Raw genomic sequence first — 22,236 nt, 5'->3', positions numbered from 1 at the left:
ATTTAGATGAAAAAACTGTTCAAGAAAAGAATAGATCCGTCAGAAGATATTACAGAATTCTATAATTTTATACTGAACAATACAGATTATTTTACTGACTATGTACAGCACACACCAACCAAACAAGAAGTGCGGGAAGAATTTTTGATAGATGTGCCACCAAACATCAATTTGCAAAACAAAGAAGTGTTTGGAATATACAATCAGGAGGAACTCATTGGTTTCCTGGATTTGTTATTTCACTATCCAGATGATTCCACCTGCATGATTGGATACTTAGTCATCGATCAGAGATACAGGAAACAAGGCTTGGGTCAGAAAATATATAATGAAGTCGTAACCTACTTATCTAAAAGAGATATATCGAAAGTGCGGTTGGGAGTCATAAAAGATAATATCCCTGCCGTTAAAATGTGGCTTCCAAGTCTAACTGAGTAACCTGGATTTGGTTTATACTGAGAAAACTAAAGGATTCTATGAGTCAATAGGTTTACATAGATCAATATCATACGACTGTATCGGATATATGAGACCAGATAAATAACGATGCATACTATGGAAGACTCTGTTGACAATAGGCTTTAATTTTTGCTTCAGGCGTCATAAAATGTCAAAATGTATTTAACTAAAAAACGAGGAGGATTACCTTGAAAAACGAACAAATAGTTTTAGCACAACGTCCGGAAGGGCTGCCTGGTGATGAAACTTTCAGATATGAAGATACTGAAATTAAAAAGCCGGATAATGATGAAGTCCTAATTGAAAGTGTTTATATATCCGTGGACCCTTATATGCGTGGAAGAATGAATGATACAAAATCTTATTCCAAGCCTTTTGAAATAGACGAGCCATTGAATGGTCATGTCGTCGGCAAGATTGTTGAATCGAATCACGAAAATTTTTCAGAAGGAGATGTAGTTACGGGCGGACTGCCCTGGAAGAAATTCAACACTGTTTCAAGTGATGCTGTGAATAAAGTTCCATCGACTGAAGTACCACTTCATCTATACTTGAGTACACTTGGTATGCCAGGACATACGGCATATGGCGGTTTATTGGAGATTGGCAAACCTGAGGAAGGCGAAACTGTCGTAGTTTCTGCGGCGTCCGGTGCTGTCGGTTCTGTCGTTGGACAGATTGCGAAAATCAAAGGTGCGAAGGTCGTCGGTATTGCCGGCGGTGATGAAAAAGTAAATTATCTTACTGAAACTCTTGGTTTCGATGAAGGCATTGATTACAAAAAGGATAATTTCTCTGAAAAGCTGGCAGAAGCTGTGCCTGATGGCATCGATGTATACTTCGAAAATGTTGGCGGTCCTATTTCAGATGAAGTATTCAATCATCTGAACACTTTCGCGAGAGTTCCAGTATGCGGAGCGATCTCTTCTTATAACAGTAAAGAGGATAATGGACCGCGTGTTCAGCAAAAACTGATTAAATCTCAGGCCCTGATGCAGGGGTTCCTTGTGGCACAATTCCAGGATAATGCAAAAAATGCAAGTGAACAACTTGCCAAATGGGTCCAGGAAGGAAAGATCAAATCTGAAGTAACAATTGCGGAAGGGTTTGATCAATTGCCAGAAGCATTCAGAAACTTGTTTACCGGAGATAACTTTGGTAAACAAGTCGTTAAAGTTTCCAACTCATTAGACTAAAAAATTATATGAAAAAATAAGCCTGAGGAAGATTAATGACTTGTCTTCCTCAGGCTCTTTTCGTGCTCCAAATATTATTATTTTTGAAGATCCTGCTTGATGAAACTTCCTTTTTTGACATCAGAAACATCATAGACGGCAATAAATGCATGAGGATCTTTTGTAGTAATGATTTCCTTGAGCTTCTGCTCTTCCAGACGGTTGATTACACATGTAATCTGAGTAAAGGCGATATCTGTATATCCACCATGAATTTCATTATATGTACATGTACGCCCCAACTCATCTTTAATTTCTTCAATGATGGACTTCGGTTTTGTTGTAATGATCGTAAATGTTTTTGAGCCACTCAATCCTTCTTCAATAAGATGGATGACTTTAGAAGCGATGAAATAAGCAATTGCTGAAAGCATTGCACCCTCGAAACCAAATACTGTGGATACAAGTATAAACACAAAGATGTTCAGAAATAAAATAAAATCACTCGTTCCAAATGGAAGCTTTCTCGATAAAAGTACTGCGAACATATCAATGCCATCCAGAGCGCCACCATTACGAAGAGCAATTCCCATACCAGTACCGATAATCACTCCACCTACGATGGTGACAAGGAGGGAGTCGCCTTCTATTATTGCCGGTATATGATGCATTATGGATGTGAAGAATGCGAGAGAAAGTATTCCTACAATAGAAAGTATCGCAAACTTAGCTCCGATTTGTTTATACCCGAGCCAGATAAAAGGAATATTTAATACAGCAATCAGATAACCCAACTTAATATCAAATAGGTTCGAGCCAACAATACTGACACCTGTAATTCCGCCGTCAGACACCTGGTTTGGAATTAAAACAGACTCCAGACCATACGCAGTAATAAACGCACCAAGGATTGTCATTAGAATCCGACCGATGAAGATTAACAACTGACGTGGTGTTAAATTTTTCATAAACATGAAACTTCCTTTTATTAATATATGTATAATTGTACCATTTCATGTGAATAAGTCACAAAAGTAAGTGCTTGAAATGATAAAATAAAAGTCGGCAAAGATTCACTGCTCCTGTATCACGAATCGACTGCTTCATCATTTTACTGCCCTGCAGTGCCTCAAGATCTGGAAACAGATGTTCTATACTCCCTTTATTATCATTCACAAATCCATCCAGTGACATCGTCATACCTAGAATAACTTTTGGCAAAGGGTATCTCCTCTATTCATTTTCTTATCTATATGTATTTAAAATAAAAATCAGATGATTATTGTCGTGTTATGTCATTAATAATTTTCAAGCACATATAAGCCGCCACAGTGAGACACCTGTTTGTACTCATACCTATAAACCATTTTCAATCTATCCCCTATTTCATCAGATACAAAATAGATTTCATCCTCATCCCAGTAATCTATATTATCCTGACGGCATCTATCCGATTTTTCTCGTGTTTCAAAGGAAATATCTCCAATCAGCAACTTACCATTCTCTTTTAAATGTGACATCAAATCATTTATGAAAATATACCTATCCTCATCATTCAAGTGATGCAAAGTATAAGTACTGATGATAAAGTCATAACTCTCAGCAGACACTTCAGTCGGCAATCCTTCAGAAATATCCCAGAGCACCAGATTCGCTTCCGGCATTTTTTCCTCAGCAATCGAATGCATGCCCGAAGAAAAATCTATACCATGAACTTCATGAGCATTCCCGTAGATTCTGCTTGATAATACCCCTGTTCCAAAACCAATATCCAGCACTTTTGATTTGCCATTACTCATCACTTCATTGAATATCAGATTCAATATTTCTTTGTATCCTGCAAAAGGATATAGATTATTTTCTTCACTGATTTGCACTGTCTTATCGTAATCGTCTGCCCATAAATCAAAGCCTTTATTGCTTAACATCCATATTTGCCCCTTTGTTATTATTAATGTCAACCTAAGTGTAAGCCAAACTCAATGTAAGGATGACTTAGAAAATATTTTATAAACCAATTACTTCAAATTATTTTTGAATACATAGCTCGCTTTGTCATAATCCATTTTATTTTCATAAAAGCGATGGGCTTCCGTACGTTGCAACCCGGATGATAAAGCGACACTTTCATAACCCTTTTCTGCTGCCCAATCATGAACAAACCCAAGCAGTTTTTCACCATATCCTTTTGAGCGTTTGTTTGTATCAGTTACGAGGTCACATACCCACACAAACCTGCCGTAGTATAAGGTAATCATAGGTTTAAAACCAGTTACTGCAACGATTTCCGCCTCATGAATCAGCGCAAACATTTTATAGCTGTCTTTTTCTTTTGCCTCTAAAACTAAATCCAGGTAGGTTTCCTGATCAAGATGGCTTCTCAACTGTTGCATAATCGGAAAGGCATCTTGTATTTCATCTTCTGTATGTAATTCTTTAATTGTTGTAGTATTCATGGGTATCTCCTTTTTAAGCCGTAATACTATCCGATAATCACTGATTTAACAGATTTTTCTTTACCATTAAAATAATAATTCAATTTCTCCGTCTAATTAACCCAGCCTTTCTCAACAACAAACCGACCATATGAATCATTCACAATAATATCAAAATCAACCCTTCTATCATGCATGAATAGTTCATATTGAATTCTTCTTTCCTTATGAGTATCCATTAAAGCCTGTATTGATTTTCCACGTTCATGAACATCCCGTTCCACTCTTCTTTCCAACTCTGTCTGACCATCTGTATAGATATAGATGGATAGATCAAATAATGACTCTTCCAAAAATGCAGTACTCATTCCGTCGGCTATCGTCACATACCGTTCAGCATGAATCGTCTTTGCTGGTGCCCAGTTTGTATCGATAGTCAGAAAATCCATTCCTGACCTAAGCATTTTCAAATCCCGCTTCAAACTTTTGAGTTCATGTGCCACCGGCAGGCAGGCCGTGACTTTGCCTTTATGTATTTCATTATTATATTTATAAGTCGCCTCTAGAGGTTTTCTGTACTCCCCATGGATGATATAAGAATCTGTATTCAAATAATTATATGTATTACTTTTTAATTCTTTCATGATTGCCTCAGCAAATGTTGTTTTACCTGCAGCCCCATGGCCGCTAATTCTTATCAGGCATTTCTTTCGGCTTTTTATGAATCTATTAATTTCTTCGACCAACTGATCCATTATCAACGCCCCCATGCCTATATTGATTTTCTGAAACAGATGATCCTGTTCATCTCTTCAAATCCACTTTTTAGATGAAATTTATGACTTATAGTATTATCCAGTTCACAATCACTGGCAAATTCAGTGCAGCCTCTACCTTTCGCCCACTGTTCACATTCCCTGACCAGATCTGCTGCAATATGGTTTAATCTCCATTTTTCTTTCACAAAGATGCCTTCCAAATAGCCTACTGGTGAAGAATCTGTCCCTTCAACATAATCATACCTGAGCTGACACTGGGCAAAAGCGACCGGATTGCCATCTGCCATTTTTATAAAATAAACGGTATCATTCCTGCAGATATTCTTTGTAATTTCTGCTTCCAAAATATCACGATCCTCATTCCACAGAACAGATACGAGTCTTGTCATATCTTCAATGTGACTTTTCTCAGCTTGAATGATCATTGATTATCCTCCGCGCTCTCCAATAATTTAGAAATTCTCAACTAGGTCTTTACAGGCTTTTTCTATATTATACGGTATCTGATCCGCTGGAATATTAGCCATTTCTTCGAATGAAACACCTTTCTCAAGCAAGGTTCCTACCATTTCCCAGCCAACATAATAAGATTCTCTTTCAAAACCCTGGGTTCCTTCACCAAAAGTGAATTTCATGATAGTCTCTGCGCTGGAGTCCTTTATATAGGGAATTATTTCTTTGATAATATCACTCTTTCTTGCCTGACAGGAAGCCAGCCAGCCCTGTGTAAATTCTATGTAAGATTCATCTTTTTTGTTGGATACAAAATGTCTACTGCTCCGTGTTGCCAATCCTTCTTCCAATATTAAAGTACCAATGGGCCTTTCCCATTCTCCTTTTAAACCTGCCATCTTATGATGAACGATATGTGTCAGTTCATGATAGAGTACGATTTCTGATACATCGGTCTCTATAGGCAGACATAGCGCACTTCTATTTTTATCATATGGCGCCACGAACGGATTGCCTTCAAACCCTCCGACAAAATATATCACTACAAGTTCTACAGGTTCCCTACATCCCAACAATTCTTTTATCTCTTCCAGATATTTCTCCAGTCTTCCTTTCTCCGGTTTCCACTGTCTGATCATGTTGATATTAGCTTCGTACTTAATCCAGGCATTATTCAATAAAGTCTTCGCAAGTCTCTGTCCGTCCTCCCCCCGGCGGAACTGCAGCAAAATTATATGTCTCTTTCCATAATTCAAACCTACCTTCCTGATCCAAATATTCCTCTCTGCTCGTATCAAAAAAATCGATGAATTGCGGCACTTTATTTATAACTTCAATATTGTTCATTCATATTCCCCTTATTAATACCTATGGTATTATATTATCATATGTTTTTTGAATATTTTGATATGTAAAGGAGATTTTTATGATTAAACCAAAAAAATTAAGAAAAGGGGATACTGTAGCCATTGTTTCCCTATCGAGCGGTCTGGCCGGGGAAAAGACCATCAGCTGGCGTACTGAACAAGGTATTAAAAGATTGGAAGAAGTCTTCGGATTGAGAGTGAAAATCATGCCGCATGCATTTAAAGGGATTGACTATATATATGAAAACCCTGAAAAGCGTGCAGAAGATTTGAATGCTGCACTCAAGGATGGTGAAGTAAAAGCGATCATCTGTTGCATCGGCGGCAATGAAACCATCCGCATAATGCCTTATATTGATTTTGAAGCATTGAGAAATTATCCTAAGATCTTCTCAGGATATTCCGATACAACCGCTAATCACATCATGTTTTATAATAATGGAATTTCCACGAGTTACGGTCCTGCCCTGCTGACCGATTTTGCCGAGAATATTTCGATGGATGAATATACTGTCGAATCAATCAAAAAGACCTGGTTCTCATCTGAAGCCATTGGTGAGATAAAACCGGCCGATAACATCAGGAAATTCGGTTTGAGATGGAACGAGGAGAATAAAGATATCGAACGCCCTCTTTTAAGCAACCAGGGATATGAAAGTATCAATGGTGAAGGCATCGTTCAAGGGCACCTTATCGGCGGATGTTTCGAGGTGTTCAATAACATGCGCGGAACCGAACTCTTTCCTGAGATTGAAGCATTCGATGATGCGATATTATTCCTGGAAACCTCTGAAGTCCATATTGAACCGAAATTTTTCGAAGATTATTTACGGGCAATGTCAGTAATGGGAATTTTTGAACGGATAAATGGAATAATTGTCGGAAGACCCCAGGATGGAGTGTATTACGAAGAATATAAAGATATTTGGAAACAGATTCTAAAAGAATCAGGATGTGAAGATATTCCAGTTCTGTATAACATGAACTTCGGTCATAATGAACCCAAATTTATATTACCATATGGTCTGAAGGCAGAAGTGAATACTAAAGATTTAACCTTCAGCATTTTGGAAAGCGCAGTTATTGATTAAATATCCAATTACAATCATCCTTGTAAATACTATGGGTTTTAGAAACCATACTTTTAAAGCCGATATTATATAAATATCGGCTTTGTTCATCATGAGCTTTTCTGTTGTCTCAATCTGTATTCTGTTCCATTAATATTTGATTTTATATCAAGATCAATATAAAATCGCTTACTTATATCGTCAATAATTGAACTTCCGGAACCTGGCTGATAAGTTTTTTTGAGATTGTACCCAGTACCATAATCTCTGATTACCAACCCCTCTTCTAACGAAATTTCGATTCTGTCTGTTTGAGAATGCAAATAAATATTTGAAATAATATTGTTCAGTAATCTCTCCAGCCAGAGCTCATCCCCTACCCACACAAGATCATCCAACGCACTTAAATGGACCTCGATATCATTTTTATCAAATAAATATTCCCATTTCATCAAGGACCTATCAATTAATGTCCCGACATCAACATCTTTGTTAAAAATATAGTAGTTATCTATATCAGACTGATTCACCACTGTAATCTTTCCAGCCAATTGACTGATGTAGTTCACTTTCTCGTATAAAGGCGTAAGAGTTTCATCTTGAATATCAAGCTCTTTTGAAAACTGATACAATTCCAGGTTTAATGCTGTGAGCGGTGTGTTGATATCATGAGTCAACTGTCTTAAATACTCATCCTGATGTTTCTCCTGTTGGTTCAGCATGGCTTCCTTATATCTCAACCTGTCGATCAATATGTTAATGGATTGTGCGAGATGATTTATCTCATCTTCACTTTCTTCAACTGTCATAAGCTTATCAGGGACGGACGCATCGTACGCAATTTGTTTAACTGTATTCTGTATTTCATTAATTCTATTTATTGTTTTCTTAAAGTACTGCGCTCCTAAAATGACCAGAATAGACAATGCGATGAAAAATATAAGGTAAAAATTGGTGTACATGAAGCTACTGTTGAATGGCTCTTCGTTATTCAGCACTTCCGAGAACAACGTATAAATGAGCAGCATTGAATAATTCACTAATATAAATACAACGGGCACTGCGGCAACTGACAGAAACATTACTACATAGAACTTTTTTATTAGACTTTTATTATTCATGAAATTCCATCCTGTAACCAATACCATTTATCGTTTTAATAAGTTCACCATGTGCATCATTAACTTTTTTTCTTATTTTCTTAATGTAGACACTCACTATATTATCGAATACATCCCCGTCCGGCCACGTGTATTCTATTATCTGATCTTTAGAAAGTGTCATGTTAATATTCTTATACAGATAAAAGAATATTTTCCTTTCTGTTCTGGTGAAAGAAATCTCTCGCATCTCCTCATTAAAAACAGTGAAATTTTTTTCATCTATACTGAGATGATCCACTTTGCTAATCTCATTTCCATAATGTCTGCTGATTACGTTATTAAGACGGGAAATTAGCTCTAACGGATGAAATGGCTTGGTAATATAGTCCTCACCGGATTTTAATCCATCAAGCTTACTGTCTATATCATTCATTGCCGTCAAAAAGATGATTGGAATATCGACCCGGTGAAGAATTTCTTTGGAAATGGATAAACCATCATCAAAAGGAAGCATGATATCCATTAATATTAAATGGGCATCTGCCAGTTGTTCAACAACACCTTCACCTGTTTCATTAACAGAAACATTGGCTCCCTCACCTTCCAGAACTTTCTTCAATCCTTTAGACACGCTTACTTCATCTTCAACGATTAAAATATTATATCCGTTCATGACAACCCTTCTCACTGATTAATGATTATTATCCCTATTATTATGAGTATAATATAGATGATAAACAAACCAACCGGCCATTTCCAACGAAAATTTCTTGAGGCATGCCCTCCAGCTTTATCAAAAAAGTAGTTATACAGTTCGATGATCAACAGTATAAAAGTAAGTGCCAGGAAAATCATCGCAACTGAAATTATTATTATACCTAAGTTTTCCATATTGATTCCTCCTTCACTTATAAAGTATAGAGGTCAGTTCTTAATAATTTATGAAAAACACCGTTTCAAAATGCTTTTTTGAATTACCACTCTCGTTTTACAACCACTTGATCTATCATATCCACCGCTTGGTCAGATTGCCTTCCAATGCATTCTGACTTTTGCTTTAATTATACATAAGGAGGTTACCTGTATGAAAATTAACATTGAGATCGGTTCGAAAGTATCTGAAGATATCATCTCTATCCAAGCAGCCGAAATGACTGATGAAATAAGAAACGTCGTTAAATATATTGAGTCTATGGGTTCTAACAGTACTTTAAACGGCAGGATTGAAAATGATATTTACAGAATAAAATTACAGCATGTGCATCGTTTTTTCATCGAAGATAAAATACTTCAAGTACAGACTTGCAAAAACACATATGCTGTGGACAAAAGACTTTATCAGATTGAAGAAATTACTGGTTTGGAGTTCATTAAAATATCCAAATCGGAAATTATCAATATCAATTTTCTGGATCACCTTTCCAGTACCCCATCCGGTCAGATTAAGATTTACATGAAAAATGGTGAATACACTTTTTCATCACGACGCTATTTAAAATCAATAAAAGAAAGGTTGAGCTTATGATGAGGATATTTAACGGTATTAAAACAGGATGGTTCATAGGAATCTTCATTTCACTTGTTTTCTCGCTGCTCATTTCAGATGGCAAGTACCATCCGGTTAATCCACAGTCCTATATGGGACAGATATACGAGAATAACTTAAATGAACTGCAGATTATAGCCCTTGCTTTGCTTGTTTGGGGAGCAATGGGAATAATGTTTGCATTGGGAGACATGATTTTCTCCCATACCGATATGAGCGTCACAAAGTCTACCATTACCCACTTCTCCCTTACGTTACTGATATTTTTCCCGTTAGCCATATTAGCAGGATGGTTCCCTTTCACTGCGGAAAGTCTCATGATATTTATAATTATATTCATAATCATCTATTTCACAATCTGGTTGATTGCCCGCTTCAGGAACAGACATATGGTAAATGAAATCAATAAGAAACTCACTCGCAAAAAATAGATAGAAAATAAGAATCGACAGGTGAGAATTCTCCCTGTCGATTCTTTCTGTACTTCATTTTATATGGTTATTATTGTGGAAGAGCGCCGCGTTCGATTATCCCGCTCAGGAATTCCAGGTTTGGATACTCATTTTCTTCCAATTGCTTTTTCACTTTCTCCACATCATATTGTACACGCTGAACTCCTATGTTGAATTGTTCCCCATCACCTTCTGCAATCAGGTAGGAAGCATGATTCAATCCGTCAAATGGCAGTCCGACACTGCCCAAATTTGCTACACATTTACCATTGATATGACGCACATATGGCAGATGAATGTGGCCATACAGAAATATATGTGCTTCTTTATTAGTCATCAATTTTTCTTCCAGTGTCCGGTCGGATTCTGCCGGTTTGACAACCTCAAACACGCTATCAGGCGTGGCATGGAAACAATGTACTTTTATTTTCTCTGTCAAATCAACCTCCACTTCTACTGGCAGGTTTCTTAAATATTCCAGATCTTCTGCCGATAAGTTACTAATCGTCCACTCCTGTTCCTTTTTCATCATATCTAAAGCCTGATCCGGCACTTCTCCTTCATTAATCCCGCGATGCACCCATTCGTCTGCATTTCCTTTGATGACTTCCGTATTAAGGTTCCTTACGAGGTCAAGCGACTTTTTAGGTTCAGGACCACGGTAGGCAATATCGCCGAGGACGACAATCTTATCTGCCTGTTTCTTTTCAATATCTGTGAGCACCGCTTCAAGTGCTGTTGCGTTGCCATGAATATCGGATATAAATGCAATTTTCATTATGAAACACCGCCTTTTGTTGTTATTACTTCTTTAAATCATATACTGTTATAGAAAAAATATAAAGAAACTAAGATAAATGGCCGTTTTAATTTTCATGCCATCTATAAAGTGCGTTTTTATTAAACTATCGGTTAAGATACTCTACAAATTTTTCTGCAATTTGACGATACCTTGATTTTACTTTCTCTTCGTCTATCGTCATGATTTCTCTATCTTTCATTATCCATCCACCTTCAATCATTACATGTTCTACTGAATCTTCTTTGCTATGAATCAAAAGATTATGAAGTGAATTAGTAAAAGTACTTCTGGATACCAAAGGTTCCAATTCTGGCTCTTTCCTAATGAAAACTAGATCCGCTTTGTAACCTTCTTTTATTTTCCCCATCGTTTCCTGTAAATTATAAGCTCTCGCGCCATTAATAGTCGCCATTTTGAAAATATCTTCAGCCGAATATCTTTGAACAGGATTATTTATTTTCAGCAAATAGTATGTCATCCTCATTACATCCCAAATATTTGTATGGGAATAATCAGTACCTAAACAAACGTTTACTCCTTTCTCAATCATGGAAGATATGGGTGCAACACCCGCACCTGTGTCTAAATTAGAAATGGGACAGTGGACAACGGAACCATTAAGTTCAGCGAGTATATCGATATCTTCATTTGACATATAGACTCCATGGAATAGCACAGTATTTTTATTAAGCAGACCGCGGCCTTTGTATAAATCCACACTGGATTGACCATATTTGGATTGAACGATATCTGATCTCCACTTATTCTCCAGACAATGTGTCATCATAATTGGATTATACTTATCTTTTATTTCTTTAACATTCAACAACTCTTCATCAGTAATGTCCTCTTCTTCAAGTAAATGAGAGCCGTATATGACTTTTCCTTCTGTTTTGTAATAATCACCAATTTCCTCATATGCATCAATAATACCCCGTAGACCGATTTCATCCAGTGCATCTTTTAAATATTCAGGAGATCGCGGGTCTGAATCACTTACAAATGTCACGCCATTTTTCACCATATCAATATAACTTTTTTGTGCAATGTATGTAAATTCTTCCTCTGTCAGTTTATTGTCTACATAATCAAATAAGGCCTGCTGTATTTTTCCTTGATCCGAGTCATCACTCCAATTCTGGAGTGCCATTTCTTTCATCAACCCTTTAGCCAGTGGGGAATAACTGTGAAAATGTGCGTTGGCTAATCCTGGAATGATATAATAATCGCCACAGTCTATTACATCTTCTTCTGTTTCCTGCTCTGAATTAAAACTGATTTCCCCTTCTTCAATTACAAAATCCTGTGTTTCAAATTTCATATCACTGTTTAAGTAAGTCGCATTCTTTAATAACATATTTACCCTCCAAGTTCCCCTTTTACTGATGCCACTGTATTTATTATAGTGTAACAAATTTTTCAAATATTTTTAACAATCCATAAATAGAAAAGACTGAGCAACTATTGTTGCCCAGTCCAAAGTCTTATTAAGAAAATTGAAAATCAGAATTATTCCTCAACATCCAGCTCTATATGCAGTTCTTTCAGCTGTTCCGGAGCCACTTCTGATGGTGCGTTCATCATGAGATCCCCGGCGCTCGCTGTTTTAGGGAATGCAATAACGTCACGGATGTTGTCTGTCCCTGCAAGGAGCATGACCAGACGGTCCAGACCGTATGCAATGCCGCCGTGCGGCGGTGCACCGTACTTGAATGCTTCAATCAGGAACCCGAACTGTTCATCACGCTCTTCATCTGTGAAGCCGAGTGCCTTGAACATCTTCTCCTGCATTTCTGCGTCATGGATACGGATGGAGCCGCCACCGAGTTCGTAGCCATTCAGAACGATGTCGTACGCATTTGCTTTTACTTTTTCAGGTTCTGTTTCAAGCAGTTCCACATCTTCCGCTTTCGGAGATGTAAATGGATGGTGGGCAGCAAAATATCTGCCTGCATCTTCATCGTACTCGAACAGCGGCCAATCTGTGACCCAAAGGAAATTGAACTGGTCTTCTGTAATCAGATCCAGATCTTTTGCGAGCTTGTTCCTCAGGTTGCCAAGTGATGCATGGACGACTTTTGCTTTGTCTGCAACAAAAAGAATGAGATCGTTGTCTGCAAGATTCAATGTGTCGAAAAGTTCTTTCTGATTATCTTCATTGAAAAACTTGGCAATCGGGCCATTCAGCGCATCTTCTTTCACTTTAAGCCAAGCGAGACCTTTGGCACCGTATGTTTTCACATATGCTTCAAGCTTATCGATATCTTTTCTCGAGAAGTTTTCCGCTTCGCCTTTGACAACGATTGCTTTGACCATGCCGCCGTTCTCAACTGTGGAACGGAAGACTTTGAAATCGACCGTCTTACTGAACTCACTGAGATCTCGCAGCTTGAGATCGAAGCGTGTATCCGGTTTGTCGACCCCGTATTCCCCCATAGCCTGATTATAAGTCATTCTCGGCAATGGCAGCTCTACATCGACGCCTTTTACATTTTTCATCACGTGCTGGATCAGGCGTTCGTTCAGTTCCATGATCTGTTCCTGATCCATGAATGACATTTCAATGTCAATCTGAGTAAATTCAGGCTGTCTGTCCGCTCTTAAATCCTCATCACGGAAACATTTGACGATTTGATAATATTTTTCCATACCAGAAAGCATAAGCAATTGTTTATATATCTGCGGAGATTGCGGCAATGCATAGAATTCGCCTTCGTGTACACGCGACGGCACTAGATAGTCACGCGCACCTTCAGGTGTGGATTTAGAAAGAACCGGTGTTTCGATGTCCACAAATTCCTCATTATCCAGAAAGTTTCTTACACTTCTGTTAATCTGGTGACGAAGCCTTAACGTATTTTGTAATTTCTCGCGGCGCAGATCCATATAACGGTATTTGAGCCTCACATCTTCACCGATTGTATCATCGAGAATCTGGAACGGTGGAGTCTCCGCTTTGGAGAGCACAGTCACTTCATTTACGAGCACTTCAATTTTTCCTGTCTCAATATTGTCATTGAACTGGGACGGATCACGCTTCAATACTTCTCCGGATACTTCAATAACATATTCGGAACGGATTTTTTCTGCTGTTTCCAAAGCTTCTCTGGATACTTCAGGATTGAACACAACCTGGATTACGCCTTTACGGTCACGAAGATCAATGAATATCAAGCCGCCCAGGTCACGGCGCTTCTGTACCCAGCCTTTTAATTTAACTGTTTCGCCTGTCAGTGACTCTGTCACTTCAATTGTATGATGTCTCATGGTTATTTCTCCTCCAGTAATGTTTCCAGCTCATCGAGCTGAACTGTTTTGGATTCTCCCGTTTCCATATGTTTCAACTCAACATTACCTGTCGACAGTTCTTCTTCGCCCAGCACAATCGTATATGCTGCCCCTTTTCTGTCTGCATCTTTCATCTGTGCCTTCAGCTTACGGCGTTTGTAGTCTATATCACAGCTGATGCCTTTTGTGCGTAATGTGTGTATGAGATGACTTGCTTTTTCTGTTGCCTGCGCGTCCAGTGTACAAATATAAAGATCTATGCCCTCGGGTTCCGGAATTTCGATATTCTCTGCTTCCAGAGCCAGCAGCAGCCTTTCAATACTGAGTGCAAACCCGATGCCGGTTTCGTGCGGACCATCCAGCATTTCAAGCAATCCGTTATAGCGTCCGCCGCCGCAAAGTGTCGTAATGGCACCGAAGCCTTCGGCATCACTCATCACTTCGAATGCTGTATGCGTATAATAATCCAGTCCGCGGACCAGATTATAGTCGACTTCATATCCGATGCCGATGGCATCCAGATTTGCCTTCACTTCTTCAAAGTACTGTTTTGACTCCTCATTCAGGTAGTCATACATTCTCGGTGCTGTTTTGATCAGCTCGTGATCGCGGTCTTTTTTACAGTCCAGAATACGCATCGGATTCGTATCAATTCTCGTCTGGCAGTCTGAACAGAACTCATCGATGGATGGCTTGAAGTGATTTACAAGTGCCTCGTTATACGCCGCACGGCTGTGCTGATCTCCGATTGAATTGATATATAATTTCAAATCCTTAAGTCCGAATGATTTATAAATGTGCATCAGCATGCTGATGACTTCCACATCAATCAGCGGATCTTCCACGCCGATTGCCTCGATGCCGAACTGCACAAACTGACGGTAACGTCCTTTCTGCTTGCGCTCATACCTGAACATCGGCGCCATATAATACACTTTGGTCGGCTGAACCACGTCATGCTGCATTTTATTCTCAATGTAACTCCTCACTACCGGCGCCGTTCCTTCCGGTTTCAGCGTCAGGCTGCGGTCTCCTTTGTCCTGGAATGTATACATCTCTTTGTTGACTATGTCTGTTGAACCGCCGACACCTCTGACAAAAAGTTCCGTCGATTCGAACGCCGGCGTGCGTATTTCTTTATAGTTATAATTTTTTGCGATTTCGTTCAGTCTTTCTTCTATGAACTGCCATTTATAGCTGTCTTTAGGCAGAATATCCTGTGTTCCTCTTGGAATCTGGATCATTTGGCTCACTCCTCATTTAAAATATAAAAAAGCCCCTTATATCCTCGACTGGATATAAGGGACGATAATCTCGCGTTGCCACCCTGATTCAGCTTATCAATTTATAAGCCCTCTGACATTTTAACGGCTGTCACCGCCTGCAAAAAAACAGGATTCTGCCGGAGTGTCGGTTTTTGGTCGTTTGACGTATCTGCTTCCAGCCAAGGCAGATATCTCTGTACAATCTGGCGACCACCTCTCCGGGTGATTGAATTCATTTCATTCGATTAAGTTATATAATATTGATTAAATGCTTTCAAGTCAAGCATTCAATTCAAATAATTATCTATGCCTCGAAGAATCGCTTCCGTCATACGATCCTGATAAGCCGCTTCTGTAATCGTATGATCATCGAAACGGTTGCTCAAATAACCGAGTTCAATCAGGGCAGCCGGATAATCCAGCTGCCAGATCACCTGATATCCATATTCCCGGTTTCCCCTGTTATGGAAAAAGGAATATTCATCCAGTGACGCATTCAGTGAAGCCGCAAATTCTTTCTGATTCGGATAGGCATAGTAAGTAGTGAAACCGGTAATGGACGGGTCATCCATTGCATCACTGTGAAGACTGATGAAGAGGTCGCCCTCTTTCTTCCTGTCATCCAATGATACAAATTGCCCTTCCTCCCGCGTGAGAATTACTTCAGCACCGCTCTCTTCCAGCCGGTTGCGCAGTTTATCTGCGATATTATATACGATTTGGGCCTCATTTATATCAGAGACACTTGTGGCTCCCGGATCTTTTCCTCCGTGGCCGGGATCCAGCACAATCGTCTGTCCGGTGAAATCATAGGAATCTTTTTCAAATTCCATTTCCACCGGCGTGTACTCTTCTTCTATGAATTTACTGTATATGAAGACTGCTGCCCCAATGACCACGCCTGCCAGAATCAGAAAGAACAAAGGCGGGAAATACAGATGCTTCTTATATTTGAGGAAGCTAAGAATCGCCCGTCCTGCTGCACCAAGTATTTTCTTTACTCTGTTCATCACTTGATCTTTCCATCTTCAGATTCGTAGAGTATAGTAATCGGACCATCATTGTTGATATTGACATGCATCATTTCACCAAAGAAGCCGGTCTTGACTGTCAATCCCTGTGCTTCAAGTGTTTCATTGAATAATTTATACAACTTATCAGCCTGTTCTCTGCCTGCTGCTTTTGTAAAGCTCGGCCTGTTGCCTTTTCTGGTATCGGCGTAAAGCGTAAACTGCGATATACTGAGGATTTCACCCCCCACATCCTTGATGGAGAGGTTGATCTTGCCGTCTTTATCCTCGAAGTTCCTGCTTGCGGCAATTTTTTCAGCAAGCTTGACCGCGTCCGCTTCCGTATCCTCATTTGAAACACCGACAAGGAGACAATAGCCTTTGCCGATTTCATTGAAAAATTCATTGCTGATTACTGTTGAACTTGAAACTCTCTGCAATACGACTCTCATTTTCTCACCTCATTTAAAAACGCGTTCTACGCTGTATATATCACGAAGTTGTTTTAACTTATCGACAATCCTGTAAAGGTCTGCGACATTCTGCACCATGACGGACAGGCTGATTCTGGCGTGCTTATCGATGTCCGATCTTCCGTTCACCCGTGTAATCGGGAATTTCGTACTGGCGATGACGTTCAGCACTTCATTGACCAGCCCCTGTCTATCGTAACCGGTTATTTCCAGGTCGGCCTGATATTTGCGGTCCCGGTCTTTATTCCTCACCCATTCTACATCAATGATACGCTCAGTTTCATTTTTGATATTCGGGCATGTGGAGACATGGACTTTTACGCCGTGGCCCTTGGTGATGTAGCCGGTAATATCATCCCCTGGAATCGGGTTGCAGCATTTTGAAAGATTGATCAGCATGTTATCCATGCCCTGTACATAAACGCCGGATTCGGTCGTTATCTCTTTATAATGATGTGTCCTGTCGATTTCCTCGATCTGGTTGGACTTGTCTTCGGTAACTTTGAATTTCTCCATCAGACGGTTCGTCACCTGCTGTGCGGTCACGCCACCGAAACCGACCATGGCGAACAGATCATCTTCATTCGACAGGTTATACCGGTCCAGTACTGGTTCTATATAGCGGTCTTTTAATATGTCATCCGGCTTATGTTCCCGGTTCTTGATCTCATGCTCTACGGCGAATCTGCCTTTTTCGATATTGCTCGCCCGGTCCTGTTTTTTAAAGAATGCCCTGATCTTGTTCTTTGCACTCGATGATTTGACGAGTTTCAGCCAGTCCATGCTCGGACCGTATGACTGCTTGCTCGTCCGGATTTCCAGGATTTCTCCGGTGGACAGCTCATAATCAATTGGTACTATTTTACCGTTCACTTTTGCACCGATCATCTTGTTGCCGACTTCAGTATGCACCTGATAGGCAAAATCAATCGGTATTGCACCCTTCGGCAGCTCGACGACATCCCCATTCGGTGTAAAGACATACACTTTGTCGCTCAGCAGATCGGTCTTCAGCGCCTCCATGAATTCTTCAGCATCAGGAGATGATGTTTCCTGATCGACCAGATCTTTGAACCAGTGGATCCGGTTGGCGAGAGAAGGCGATTCCTTAAGATTCCTGCCTTCTTTATAAGCCCAGTGTGCGGCAACCCCGTTTTCGGCAATCTCATGCATATCGTAAGTACGGATCTGGATTTCCAGAGGATCCCCGTTCGGTCCGACAACGGTCGTATGGAGTGACTGGTACATATTCGGCTTCGGCATGGCGATATAGTCTTTGAAACGTCCCGGCATCGGTTTCCATATCGTATGGATGACACCGAGAATCGCATAGCAGTCCTTTATATTTGAAACCAGGACCCGGATGGCAAGGAGGTCGAATATCTGATCGAACTGCTTATGCTGCTTCTTCATTTTCTTGTAGATGCTGTAAATATGTTTCGGCCGCCCGGAAAGCTGACCCTCAAGGCCGGTCTTGCCCATTTCCGCTTCAATGCGGTCTATGGCATTATTGATGACACTTTCCCGCTCACTTCTCTTTTTCTTCATCATGCTGACAATTTTGAAGTACTGCTGCGGTTCGATATATCTGAGCGCAGTATCCTCAAGTTCCCATTTGATGCTCGAGATACCGAGACGGTGGGCAAGCGGTGCATATATTTCCAGTGTTTCCCGTGATGTCCTGATCTGTTTCGCTTCGGGCATCGCCTTCAACGTACGCATATTGTGGAGCCTGTCGGCAAGTTTTACCAGGATGACCCTGATATCCTTTGCAATTGCTACAAACAGCTTACGGTGATTTTCAGCCTGCTCTTCCTGTTTTGAACGGTATTTGACTTTCTCCAGCTTCGTTACACCATCAACGATCACTGCAACTTCTTCATTGAACATCTTTTCAAGATCTTCAAAAGTGTATGGTGTGTCTTCTACAACATCATGGAGGAAGCCGGCAACGATGGTCGGACCATCCAGCTTAAGTTCCGCTAATATGCCTGCAACCTGTACCGGATGAAGAATATACGGAAGGCCATTTTTCCGGTACTGCCCCTCGTGGGCCTCATGAGCCAGTTCATAAGCATCTTTCACCATCCGGATATCATCATTATCCATGTAATCACTGCACATGCGGATGACATCATCTTTAGTGTATGGATATTCTTTATTCATGACCTCACCGTCCTCTCCAGAAAGAAATAGTTAGAATCATCATACTATAAAACGCGCTCCAAATAAATAAATGACCAAAAAAAGCCTGTTTTCACAGACTTTTGATATTACTCATCATAAGTTAATAATGAAATCGTATCGTAACCTTCAAGACGCTTCTTACCTTCAAGGTAGCTGAGTTCGATCAGGAAAGCAATTCCCACTACAATGCCGCCAAGTGATTCAATGAGTTTAATCGTCGCTTCAATCGTCCCGCCTGTGGCAAGAAGATCATCAGTGATCAGAACGCGCTGACCCGGTTTGATGGCATCCCGGTGCATTGTAAGCACGTTAGAACCGTATTCCAGGTCATATTCATACCGGATCACTTCGCGAGGAAGTTTCCCTTCTTTTCTGACTGGTGCAAAACCGATTCCCATACTGTAGGCGACCGGACATCCGATGATGAATCCTCTCGCTTCCGGTCCGACAACGATGTCAACTTCCTTTTCCCTGGCATATTCCACAATCTGGTCGGTGGCATAGCCATATGCTTCACCGTTGTCCATGATCGTCGTGATATCTTTGAAGCTCACACCTTTTTTAGGCCAATCCTGAACCTCTGACACGTATTTTCTTAAATCCATTGTAACACCCACTCAATTTGATATTAATGCTCTAACATATTGTTTTAATTCATTTGTCGAGGACATCTTCAGACGCGTTTCTGCTTCCATGCGGCTGTTAAGAAGTCTAAAATGTGTTGATTCATTCAAATTCCAGTCTGTATCAACATTTCCCTTATACACTATACCATTTTTCAGCTCGATTATCTGCAAATCTTCCATGATATCTGTCATCATTTTAAGAAATGTCATCGTTACGCCCAATTTTTTTGAGAGCGGCGGTGCATGCCTGGCAAGATTGATCGAGCCGTCTTCTGCACTTTCGACGACATTCCGCAGTTTTTCAATATCATTCCGGCCCGGGATGCCGCTGAAAAACAGTTCGGTTTTACTGTGGAAAATCAGGATCATTTTAGATACATGTATATCATTCAGCGAGTATGTCAGGTCATCCAGGCTGTCCGGCAGATCGCGCAGCACCACACTGCCTGTTACGAAAGGCAGTCGTTCACCATAGTGGTAATAATTTTGCCCCTTCTTTTCCCTGTCTTTCTGAATCAGGAAGACGTCATCTTTGGATATCATATCAAACTGCTGATCCGTACGGCTCCTCATATCCATGATCTGCACCGTATCAATGCCCGCATCCAGAAGGACCATCTGCAGCGACCGCTTCTGGTTGAATTCATTGATGTTGACTGTGCCGATGAGGCTGATCGTATCCCCGTTGCCCACTTCATGTGAAAGGTGGCCGAACTTGAAGCCGATGACATCCAGATCCAGTTCGGGAATTGTTATTTTAATATGGGATTTATCTTTCCCGACCTGGCGGATCATACCGATCTTTGCATTATTGACCATGAAAATCGGTGCCCTGAATGACTGCCCAAATGGCTTCAGGCGTTCAAAGCGTTCGAATTCCTTCATCGTCATATTGCCCGACTTGAGCTGGTAATCAATGTGTTTGACCGGCCGCAGATCCAGGCCGAGGGATTCAAAGTACTGTTCCAGTTCTTCTTTGAACAGTTCAATATCACTGTCTGCCACCTCTACACCCAGAGCCTGGGAGTGGCCGCCGTAGCTGGTATAATGATTCGAATGCTCCTTGAGGACACCGTGGAGATCCACACCCTCTATGGAGCGGGCAGATCCCCTGTATGATTCGCCGTCCAGGGTGAACACGATTGCCGGTTTGCCGAACTGGTCGACGAGCCTTGAGGCGACGATACCGATTACACCCGGATGCCAGCCTTCTTTATAAACCACATTGATCTGGCTTGTGCCGTCTATCATTTCAGCCGCTTCTGCATGGATCTCTTCAACAATCTGTTTCCGTTCCTGGTTCATCCGCTCCACCGCCATTGACAGCTCGTAGGCCGCATCCGGATCTTCTTCCATCAGAAGCTCGACTGCAATGGATGCTTCCCCAAGCCTGCCTGTGGCATTCAGACGGGGCGCGATTGTAAATCCGATTGTTTCCTCATCAATCAGTCCGTCATGCCCGGCACTTCTCAGCAGTGATTTTATACCAAGGAGCGGTCTGTCATTCAGCACTTCGAGCCCCTCCATGACGAGTTTCTTGTTCTCGTCTATGACCGGAACAAGATCGGCTACCGTGCCGATGGCCACAAGGGCCAGGTCCTCCCGTCTATCGAGTCCCAGTGCCTGCACAAGTTTGTAGGTAATCCCGACACCTGCAAGTGCGTTGCATGGGTAGCTCCCCTCCGGATGATCCGGATGGATAATGGTCACGTCGGGTATATTTTCCCCGAATGCATGGTGGTCGACGACGATGACGTCCACGCCGTTTTCTGTAAGGAATGCGATCTCCTTTTTCCCGGAAATCCCGTTATCCACTGTAATCACCAGGTCGAACTGTCCGACTACGACTTCTTCAAAAATCGACATATTCGGTCCATAGCCATCGGAGATCCTGTCCGGAATGATGAATTCCACGTTGAGTGTCTTCTGCTTCAGTGCATTGGTCAGGAGCACTGTGCTCGTAATACCATCAGCATCAAAATCACCGTAGACCAATATGCTCTCATCATTGGCGATTGCCTTTTCTATTCTTGACGTTGCAGATTCCATGCCCAAAATCAACGATGCATCATAGGATTCGGGACGAAAAATTCTATTCAAATCCGCCTGGGCGGTGTATCCTCTGTTTTCCAGGACAGTCTTTTCCAGATTGTTCAGTTTGAACGCCTGAACGGTTTCCTCTTCCATATCCGCCGTTTTTTTGCGGACTTTCCATTCATACTTTGACTGATACACAGTTTTGCCCCC

25 protein-coding genes are annotated in these 22,236 nt (G+C 40.8%); 5 read left to right on the top strand and 20 right to left on the bottom strand.

Annotation, left to right across the window (positions count from 1 at the left end):
* Positions 1–6 precede the first annotated feature (6 nt).
* Both BM271_RS02690 and BM271_RS02685 read left to right on the top strand, forming a co-directional pair.
* The gene (locus tag BM271_RS02690; protein WP_046790102.1) at positions 7–438 is read left to right on the top strand and encodes a GNAT family N-acetyltransferase; all 432 of its coding nucleotides are present in this window, start codon (positions 7–9) and stop codon (positions 436–438) included.
* Positions 439–647: 209 nt separating this feature from the next.
* Positions 648–1,655: an NADP-dependent oxidoreductase gene (locus tag BM271_RS02685; protein WP_046790101.1), complete on the top strand. Its 1,008-nt coding sequence runs from the start codon at positions 648–650 to the stop codon at positions 1,653–1,655.
* A 77-nt stretch (positions 1,656–1,732) separates the two neighbouring features.
* On the opposite strand, the gene BM271_RS02680 is transcribed toward BM271_RS02685, so the two are convergent.
* The 8 genes from BM271_RS02680 to BM271_RS14255 form a co-directional block, all read right to left on the bottom strand.
* Positions 1,733–2,602 (bottom strand): YitT family protein, encoded by an 870-nt coding sequence (locus tag BM271_RS02680; protein WP_046790100.1) that lies wholly within the window; start codon positions 2,600–2,602, stop codon positions 1,733–1,735.
* 58 nt (positions 2,603–2,660) lie between these two features.
* Positions 2,661–2,855 (bottom strand): dihydrofolate reductase family protein, encoded by a 195-nt coding sequence (locus BM271_RS02675; protein ID WP_046790099.1) that lies wholly within the window; start codon positions 2,853–2,855, stop codon positions 2,661–2,663.
* A 77-nt stretch (positions 2,856–2,932) separates the two neighbouring features.
* Positions 2,933–3,562: a class I SAM-dependent methyltransferase gene (locus tag BM271_RS02670; protein WP_046790098.1), complete on the bottom strand. Its 630-nt coding sequence runs from the start codon at positions 3,560–3,562 to the stop codon at positions 2,933–2,935.
* A 90-nt stretch (positions 3,563–3,652) separates the two neighbouring features.
* Complete coding sequence (locus BM271_RS02665) at positions 3,653–4,090, bottom strand: GNAT family N-acetyltransferase (RefSeq protein ID WP_046790097.1); 438 nt, start codon at positions 4,088–4,090, stop codon at positions 3,653–3,655.
* Positions 4,091–4,182: 92 nt separating this feature from the next.
* Positions 4,183–4,824, bottom strand: coding sequence for a uridine kinase family protein (locus tag BM271_RS02660; RefSeq protein ID WP_046790096.1), 642 nt, complete (start codon positions 4,822–4,824; stop codon positions 4,183–4,185).
* 17 nt (positions 4,825–4,841) lie between these two features.
* Positions 4,842–5,273 carry an aminoglycoside 6'-N-acetyltransferase gene (gene aac(6'), locus BM271_RS02655; protein WP_046790095.1) on the bottom strand — a complete coding sequence of 144 codons (432 nt, stop codon included), beginning with the start codon at positions 5,271–5,273 and terminating at the stop codon, positions 4,842–4,844.
* A 27-nt stretch (positions 5,274–5,300) separates the two neighbouring features.
* Entirely contained in the window at positions 5,301–5,939 is a 639-nt protein-coding gene (locus tag BM271_RS02650) for a DUF2268 domain-containing putative Zn-dependent protease (protein ID WP_143544893.1), read from the bottom strand.
* Between the two features lie 31 nt (positions 5,940–5,970).
* Complete coding sequence (locus BM271_RS14255; RefSeq protein WP_158462227.1) at positions 5,971–6,147, bottom strand: hypothetical protein; 177 nt, start codon at positions 6,145–6,147, stop codon at positions 5,971–5,973.
* Between the two features lie 79 nt (positions 6,148–6,226).
* On the opposite strand from BM271_RS14255, the gene BM271_RS02645 reads away from it, so the two are divergent.
* Complete coding sequence (locus tag BM271_RS02645; protein ID WP_046790093.1) at positions 6,227–7,258, top strand: S66 family peptidase; 1,032 nt, start codon at positions 6,227–6,229, stop codon at positions 7,256–7,258.
* An 89-nt stretch (positions 7,259–7,347) separates the two neighbouring features.
* Here the strand turns inward: BM271_RS02645 and BM271_RS02640 are convergent, their stop codons facing one another.
* The 3 genes from BM271_RS02640 to BM271_RS02630 are packed head-to-tail and all read right to left on the bottom strand — an operon-like array spanning position 7,348 to position 9,231.
* Positions 7,348–8,358: a sensor histidine kinase gene (locus BM271_RS02640; RefSeq protein ID WP_046790092.1), complete on the bottom strand. Its 1,011-nt coding sequence runs from the start codon at positions 8,356–8,358 to the stop codon at positions 7,348–7,350.
* Complete coding sequence (locus BM271_RS02635; protein WP_046790091.1) at positions 8,351–9,013, bottom strand: response regulator transcription factor; 663 nt, start codon at positions 9,011–9,013, stop codon at positions 8,351–8,353. The genes BM271_RS02640 and BM271_RS02635 overlap by 8 nt, the downstream gene beginning before the upstream one ends.
* A gap of 11 nt (positions 9,014–9,024) precedes the next feature.
* Positions 9,025–9,231 carry a hypothetical protein gene (locus BM271_RS02630; RefSeq protein ID WP_046790090.1) on the bottom strand — a complete coding sequence of 69 codons (207 nt, stop codon included), beginning with the start codon at positions 9,229–9,231 and terminating at the stop codon, positions 9,025–9,027.
* A gap of 193 nt (positions 9,232–9,424) precedes the next feature.
* On the opposite strand from BM271_RS02630, the gene BM271_RS02625 reads away from it, so the two are divergent.
* Both BM271_RS02625 and BM271_RS02620 read left to right on the top strand, forming a co-directional pair.
* The gene (locus BM271_RS02625; RefSeq protein ID WP_046790089.1) at positions 9,425–9,865 is read left to right on the top strand and encodes a LytTR family DNA-binding domain-containing protein; all 441 of its coding nucleotides are present in this window, start codon (positions 9,425–9,427) and stop codon (positions 9,863–9,865) included.
* The gene (locus BM271_RS02620) at positions 9,862–10,317 is read left to right on the top strand and encodes a DUF3021 domain-containing protein (protein WP_046790088.1); all 456 of its coding nucleotides are present in this window, start codon (positions 9,862–9,864) and stop codon (positions 10,315–10,317) included. Before BM271_RS02625 ends, BM271_RS02620 begins: the two co-directional genes overlap by 4 nt.
* A 70-nt stretch (positions 10,318–10,387) precedes the next feature.
* On the opposite strand, the gene BM271_RS02615 is transcribed toward BM271_RS02620, so the two are convergent.
* The 9 genes from BM271_RS02615 to recJ all read right to left on the bottom strand — a co-directional run bounded on the left by BM271_RS02615 (position 10,388) and on the right by recJ (position 22,224).
* Positions 10,388–11,116, bottom strand: coding sequence for a metallophosphoesterase family protein (locus BM271_RS02615; protein ID WP_046790087.1), 729 nt, complete (start codon positions 11,114–11,116; stop codon positions 10,388–10,390).
* 127 nt (positions 11,117–11,243) lie between these two features.
* The gene (locus tag BM271_RS02610) at positions 11,244–12,497 is read right to left on the bottom strand and encodes an amidohydrolase family protein (RefSeq protein ID WP_046790086.1); all 1,254 of its coding nucleotides are present in this window, start codon (positions 12,495–12,497) and stop codon (positions 11,244–11,246) included.
* Between the two features lie 152 nt (positions 12,498–12,649).
* Complete coding sequence (gene aspS, locus BM271_RS02605; protein WP_420806926.1) at positions 12,650–14,413, bottom strand: aspartate--tRNA ligase; 1,764 nt, start codon at positions 14,411–14,413, stop codon at positions 12,650–12,652.
* Positions 14,410–15,672 carry a histidine--tRNA ligase gene (gene hisS, locus BM271_RS02600; RefSeq protein WP_046790084.1) on the bottom strand — a complete coding sequence of 421 codons (1,263 nt, stop codon included), beginning with the start codon at positions 15,670–15,672 and terminating at the stop codon, positions 14,410–14,412. Before hisS ends, aspS begins: the two co-directional genes overlap by 4 nt.
* A gap of 308 nt (positions 15,673–15,980) precedes the next feature.
* Positions 15,981–16,703 (bottom strand): N-acetylmuramoyl-L-alanine amidase family protein, encoded by a 723-nt coding sequence (locus BM271_RS02595; protein ID WP_046790083.1) that lies wholly within the window; start codon positions 16,701–16,703, stop codon positions 15,981–15,983.
* Positions 16,703–17,155 (bottom strand): D-aminoacyl-tRNA deacylase, encoded by a 453-nt coding sequence (gene dtd, locus BM271_RS02590; protein ID WP_046790082.1) that lies wholly within the window; start codon positions 17,153–17,155, stop codon positions 16,703–16,705. The genes BM271_RS02595 and dtd overlap by 1 nt, the downstream gene beginning before the upstream one ends.
* Before the next feature lie 9 nt (positions 17,156–17,164).
* Positions 17,165–19,300, bottom strand: a complete 2,136-nt coding sequence (locus BM271_RS02585) for a RelA/SpoT family protein (RefSeq protein ID WP_420806925.1) — start codon at positions 19,298–19,300, stop codon at positions 17,165–17,167.
* Between the two features lie 149 nt (positions 19,301–19,449).
* Positions 19,450–19,968 carry an adenine phosphoribosyltransferase gene (locus tag BM271_RS02580; RefSeq protein WP_046790080.1) on the bottom strand — a complete coding sequence of 173 codons (519 nt, stop codon included), beginning with the start codon at positions 19,966–19,968 and terminating at the stop codon, positions 19,450–19,452.
* 12 nt (positions 19,969–19,980) lie between these two features.
* The gene (gene recJ, locus BM271_RS02575; protein ID WP_046790079.1) at positions 19,981–22,224 is read right to left on the bottom strand and encodes a single-stranded-DNA-specific exonuclease RecJ; all 2,244 of its coding nucleotides are present in this window, start codon (positions 22,222–22,224) and stop codon (positions 19,981–19,983) included.
* Positions 22,225–22,236: the final 12 nt, after the last annotated feature.

The organism is Salinicoccus halodurans (genome assembly GCF_900114445.1).
Classification (GTDB): Bacteria; Bacillota; Bacilli; order Staphylococcales; family Salinicoccaceae; genus Salinicoccus; species Salinicoccus halodurans.
This window is presented reverse-complemented; position numbering and strand designations above follow the sequence as displayed.